Origin of the sequence: Streptococcus sp. UBA3373 (assembly GCF_002360305.1) — a bacterium.
Lineage (GTDB): Bacteria > Bacillota > Bacilli > Lactobacillales > Streptococcaceae > Streptococcus > Streptococcus alactolyticus.
The window spans coordinates 597-6438 of record NZ_DEQF01000008.1 but is presented as its reverse complement, the minus strand read 5'-3'; the positions used below and the strand labels follow the sequence as shown (position 1 = coordinate 6438).

At 41.5% G+C, this 5842-nt stretch carries 6 protein-coding genes; 2 read left to right on the top strand and 4 right to left on the bottom strand.

The genetic code is table 11. The annotated features are described in order from the left end of the window. Window positions 1-42 precede the first annotated feature (42 nt). From B3R79_RS01450 to uvrB, 4 genes are all read right to left on the bottom strand, one after another. Window positions 43-507 (bottom strand): 8-oxo-dGTP diphosphatase, encoded by a 465-nt coding sequence (locus B3R79_RS01450; protein ID WP_154454685.1) that lies wholly within the window; start codon window positions 505-507, stop codon window positions 43-45. A 23-nt stretch (window positions 508-530) separates the two neighbouring features. After that, a complete protein-coding gene (locus tag B3R79_RS01445) occupies window positions 531-902 on the bottom strand; it encodes a type II toxin-antitoxin system death-on-curing family toxin (protein WP_293693369.1) in 372 nt (123 codons plus the stop codon). Further along, window positions 899-1156: a type II toxin-antitoxin system Phd/YefM family antitoxin gene (locus B3R79_RS01440; protein WP_293693344.1), complete on the bottom strand. Its 258-nt coding sequence runs from the start codon at window positions 1154-1156 to the stop codon at window positions 899-901. The genes B3R79_RS01445 and B3R79_RS01440 overlap by 4 nt, the downstream gene beginning before the upstream one ends. 78 nt (window positions 1157-1234) lie before the next feature. Next, window positions 1235-3226: an excinuclease ABC subunit UvrB gene (uvrB, locus tag B3R79_RS01435; RefSeq protein WP_269725516.1), complete on the bottom strand. Its 1992-nt coding sequence runs from the start codon at window positions 3224-3226 to the stop codon at window positions 1235-1237. 191 nt (window positions 3227-3417) lie between these two features. On the opposite strand from uvrB, the gene B3R79_RS01430 reads away from it, so the two are divergent. Together B3R79_RS01430 and B3R79_RS01425 are read left to right on the top strand one after the other, a co-directional pair. Beyond that, complete coding sequence (locus B3R79_RS01430) at window positions 3418-5598, top strand: ABC transporter substrate-binding protein/permease (protein ID WP_293693342.1); 2181 nt, start codon at window positions 3418-3420, stop codon at window positions 5596-5598. Further along, window positions 5598-5842: ATP-binding cassette domain-containing protein (locus B3R79_RS01425; protein WP_293693340.1), on the top strand; the 245-nt coding region annotated here is incomplete at its 3' end. The genes B3R79_RS01430 and B3R79_RS01425, both read left to right, overlap by 1 nt.

Below are 5842 nucleotides of genomic sequence, written 5' to 3'. Positions count from 1 at the left end.
CAAGCTTTTCGTGTATTTTTTGTTGTTTTATCAAGGCAATACTCACCAAAATTCGCGTAGGAAGTCATCTTCTAAGCGTTCGCGGTAAAAGAGTTCGTTGAGATTATCCTCATCAAAGACACGAAGTAAATTCAGCATATCATAGGCAAGAGGAAGTTGTGGCAACTCTTGTCGAGATACCCATTTGACTTCGCCCTCATCAGACGAACGAAGGTTACCTTCAAATTCAGACGTGCGATAAAGAAAGACCAGATAACGTTCATCGTCCTTGGTGTACCAATGTTTCATGCCAACTAATTGCGGGTGTTTGATGGTTAAGCCCGTTTCTTCCTTAATTTCACGAATAACCGATTCAACCAAGCTTTCATGCGGCTCAATGTGTCCACCTGGTAGAGCAGCTCCTGACCAAGCATAACGTTTTGGGTCCCGAATCTGCATCACCAACCGCCCCCGATCGTCCTCAATCAGACACATATTGGTTAAAATCACATTTTGTGAACGTGACATCTCGTCCTCCTCATATACGAAAATCAATGATTTTCTACAAAATCTAAAATAGCTTCATACGTTATTTGTGATGCTGCTATACCAATCCCAAGATGAACTAATTCTTCATCTGTACACTCCAGTACAATACCATTAATTTCTAGGAGTACGAGCATCACAAAAATACCTATACGATTATTACCATCTAAAAAAGCATGATTCTTAATCAAAGAGTAACATAGGCTAGAAGCCTTATCTTCAATAGTTGGATAGCGATCAACTCCAAAATAAACATCGAAAACATTAGAAAGCGATGATTCGACTAATCCTTTGTCGCGAACACCATCTACACCTCCAGAAGCTGCAATTAATTGACTATGTAGGGCAATAACCTGTTCAACGGTTAAATGTTTCAGTTTGCGAGTTCCTTAAAAGCATCTAAATGTCTTGACAAAATAGCATTTGCCACATCATCAACACTAGCTTGATCTGCAACAACTGTTTCTTCTTGTTCTTCTTGAACTAGGGTATTGTAATCAAGCAGGACATATTTAGGTTTATTATTCTTTAAAATAACAGCCGTTCCTTTATTGTCAACCATACGAGCTACTTTAGAAAAATTTTGATTTGCCTCAGTGATTGGAACTAAATTTTCAAGATCGATTTGCATTATGATTGCCCTCCTTTTTGATTATCATATCATTTTTAATGACGAAAAACAAAATAATAGGATGAATTTATCCTATTATTAATCCATCGCCTTTAATTCTAGCACCATATCGCGTAATTGGGCTGCCAGTTCAAAGTCAAGGATTTCTGCGGCTTCTTGCATTTGTTTTTGGAGTTTTTTGATGGTGTCTTGGCGTTCTTTTTTCGTCATGCTGTTGTAATCAGGAATATCTTCTGCCACGTCGGTGTCACCCGTTTTCGAGATCGCAATCAAATCACGAATGTCTTTCTTAATGGTTTGTGGGACAATGCCGTGTTCTTTGTTGTAACGCATTTGGATTTCACGACGACGAGCCGTTTCATCCATGGCTTTTTGCATGGATTCGGTAATCTTGTCCGCATACATGATAACGTGTCCCTCACTATTACGAGCAGCTCGTCCGATAGTTTGGATTAAGCCACGTTCATTTCGTAAAAAACCTTCTTTGTCAGCATCCAAGATGGCCACCAAGCTAACCTCAGGCACGTCAATTCCTTCGCGCAGCAAATTGATACCAATTAAGACATCAAAGACGCCCAGACGCAAGTCACGAATGATTTCTGTCCGTTCTAGCGTCTTAATATCTGAGTGCATGTATTTGACCTTGACGCCCATTTCCTTCAAGTAATCGGTCAAGTCTTCTGCCATTTTCTTGGTTAAAGTGGTAATGAAGGTTCGCTCACCTTTTTCCACACGGGCATTGATTTCACCCAGCAGGTCGTCCATTTGTCCCATGGTCGGACGCACTTCAACCTCAGGGTCAAGCAATCCAGTCGGACGGATGATTTGTTCAACAATGGTATCCGTTTGCTCTAGCTCGTAGTCACCTGGAGTGGCTGACACATAAACAATTTGGTGAACGTGGCTTTCAAACTCTTCCCGACGTAAAGGACGATTATCCAAGGCACTTGGCAAACGGAAACCGTGATTAACCAGCATTTCTTTACGCGAACGGTCCCCGTTATACATGCCTTTGATTTGTCCCATGGTCATGTGACTTTCATCCACCATGATGAGAAAATCCTCTGGGAAAAAGTCTAGCAAGGTAAACGGTGGCTCGCCTTCTGAACGACCATCCATATAGCGAGAATAGTTTTCGACACCGCTAGTGTAGCCCATTTCGCGGAGCATTTCCACATCGTACTCTGTCCGCTGGCGAATACGTTGCGCCTCGATGAGTTTGCCTTCTGACTCAAATTGTTTGACCTGTTCTTCCATTTCCGCCAAGATCTCCTTGATGGCGTGCTCCATGTGCTCTTCGTTGGTCACGAAGTGAGTGGCTGGGAAAATCGCCAAGTGTTCCACCTCGCCAAGCACTCGTCCTGTCAAACTTTCAATTTCGCAGATACGGTCAATTTCATCCCCGAAAAATTCCACACGAAAGGCATGGTCATCACGGCTGGCTGGGAAAATTTCAACCACATCACCGCGCACACGAAAACGCCCACGTTGGAAATCAATATCATTTCGCTCAAACTGAATGTCCACTAAGTCATTCAACAACTGATCACGTGAGATTTCTTGTCCAGGACGTAAGCTAACCACGCTATCTGCATATTCTTTGGGCGAACCCAAACCATAGATACAAGACACCGATGCGACAACAATCACATCGTTACGTTCCAGCAAGGCAGAGGTCGCCGAGTGACGCAATTTATCAATTTCATCATTCACCGAGCTGTCTTTTTCAATATAAGTGTCACTTGATGGCACATAAGCCTCAGGTTGGTAATAGTCATAATAAGATACGAAATATTCCACGGCATTATCAGGGAAAAATTCCTTAAATTCCCCGTAAAGCTGGCCCGCCAAGGTTTTATTGTGGGCAATGACCAAGGTTGGCTTGTTAACCTGAGCAATCACCTGACTCATCGTGTACGTTTTACCAGTTCCCGTTGCTCCCAACAGAATCTGCGCCTTTTCACCGCCTTCAATATTATCAACCAATTCCTTAATTGCTTCTGGCTGGTCACCAGCAGGCTGGTATTTTGATACTAATTTAAACTGATTATCTGTTACCCTATCAATCATGTTTTGCCTTCCTCTTCCATTGCTTTGATGTCCTCATTTTAACACAAGTTTGACGGAAAATCTGCTTTAGACTTCTTAAAGCAACTGGCATTTTTATGTTATATTTTCTAACATCGTCTGTTACTTAAATTTGCCTTAACTTGTGAATTTTGATATAATGATACTATATACTAACCAAAAAGGAGACTAACATGAAGCACAAATTGAAAGCTCTTATGCTAGCTATGCTCTCTGTATTCTTTGTTTTGGGTGCAAAGACGACGCACGCTGATACGATTAAGATTGTGTCAGATACCGCCTATGCCCCATTTGAATTTAAAGACTCAGATCAAACCTATAAAGGTATTGACGTTGATATTATCAATGAAGTTGCCAAACGCGAAGGCTGGGACGTTGATATGACCTTCCCAGGTTTTGATGCGGCGGTAAATGCCGTTCAGTCTGGACAAGCAGATGCCTTGATGGCTGGTACGACAATCACAGACGCTCGTAAGAAAGTATTCACTTTTTCTGATCCTTACTACGATACCGCTGTTGTTGTATATACACGTGGCAACGCTAAAATTTCAAGCTACAAACAGCTTAAAGGAAAAACCATCGGGGTTAAAAACGGAACCGCTTCTCAAAGCTTCTTGAAAGATAATCAAGAAAAATACGGTTACACCATCAAAACATTTGATACTAGTGATCTTATGAATAACAGCCTTGATGCTGGTTCTATTGACGCTGCCATGGACGACGAACCTGTTGTTCAATACGCTATCAAACAAGGTAAAGATTACGCCATTAACATGGACGGCGAAAAAGTCGGTAGCTTTGCCTTTGCCGTTAAAAAAGATAGCCAATACGAATACCTTATCGATGAATTTAACGAAGGTCTTGCTTCTATGAAGGAAGACGGTACTTATGATGCTATTATGAAAAAATGGCTAGGCGAAGACACTAGTGAATTAGAATCAACTGGTGACGCTAAGACCAAAGCCACTCCAGTCAAAGATACTTATATCATCGCATCTGATACATCATTTGCACCATTTGAATACCAAGACGGTAATAACACCTACACTGGTTTTGATATGGACTTGATTAAGGCCATTGCCAAACAACAAGGTTTCAACATCAAAATCAACAATATCGGCTTTGATGCAGCACTCAATGCGGTGCAATCAGGACAAGCTGATGGGGTTATCGCGGGAATGACTATCACAGATGCCCGTAAAGCTATCTTTAACTTCTCAGATCCTTATTACACAACCAATATCATCCTAGCGGTTAAAAAAGGAAGCTCTGTTAAATCGTACGAAGACCTTTCTGGTAAAACCGTTGGAGCTAAAAACGGTACTTCTTCTTACACTTGGTTGGAAGAACACGCTGATCAATACCACTACACTTTGAAAGCTTTTGATGAAGCTTCTACAATGTACGATAGTTTGAACTCAGGTTCAATTGATGCCTTGATGGATGATGAAGCTGTTTTGGCTTACGCTATCCAACAAGGACGCAACTTTGAAACACCAATTCCTGGTGAAGCTTCAGGTACCGTCGGATTTGCCGTTAAAGCTGGTTCAAATCCTGAATTGATTGAAATGTTCAACAACGGACTTGCAGCCCTTAAAGCAAACGGTACTTACGACAAATTAGTTGCTAAATACCTCACAACTTCTTCAGATACATCTAGCTCATCATCTGATTCAAGCGTGAATGAAACAACGATTTGGGGACTTCTTAAAAACAACTACCGTCAATTGTTGGCTGGTTTAGGAACAACCCTTGGCTTAACCTTGATTTCATTTGCGATTGCCACTGTTATCGGTATCATCTTTGGTATGATGGCTGTCGCTCCAAATAAAGTCCTACGTGGTATCTCAGCAGTCTTTGTTGACATGATTCGTGGTATTCCACTAATGATTGTTGCGGCCTTCATTTTCTGGGGAATTCCAAACCTTATCGAATCAATCACAGGTCGCCAAAGCCCTATCAACGACTTCCTAGCAGCGACTATCGCCCTCTCACTAAATGCTGGTGCTTACATCGCCGAAATTGTCCGTGGAGGAATTGAAGCCGTACCAAAAGGTCAAATGGAAGCCAGCCGTAGTTTGGGTATCTCATACGGCACAACCATGCGCAAAGTTATTTTACCTCAAGCTGTTCGCCTCATGCTACCAAGCTTTATCAACCAATTCGTTATCTCATTGAAAGATACAACAATCATGTCAGCGATTGGTCTTGTGGAACTCTTCCAAACAGGTAAAATCATTATCGCCCGTAACTACCAATCATTCCGTATGTACGCTATCTTAGCAGTTATTTACCTCGTAATGATTACCCTTTTGACTCGTTTAGCAAAACTGTTAGAAAAGAGGCTTAAGTAATGTCAGAATTGAAAATTGATGTTCAAGATTTACATAAATCTTACGGAGACAATGAAGTCTTAAAAGGAATTACCACTCAGTTTCATGAAGGAGACGTTGTTTGTATCATTGGACCATCTGGTTCAGGAAAATCAACTTTCCTACGCACACTCAACTTACTTGAAACCATCACTAGCGGTAAAGTCATCGTTGACGGTTACGAACTTTCTGACCCTAAAACGAACGTCGATAAAGCCCGTGAAAA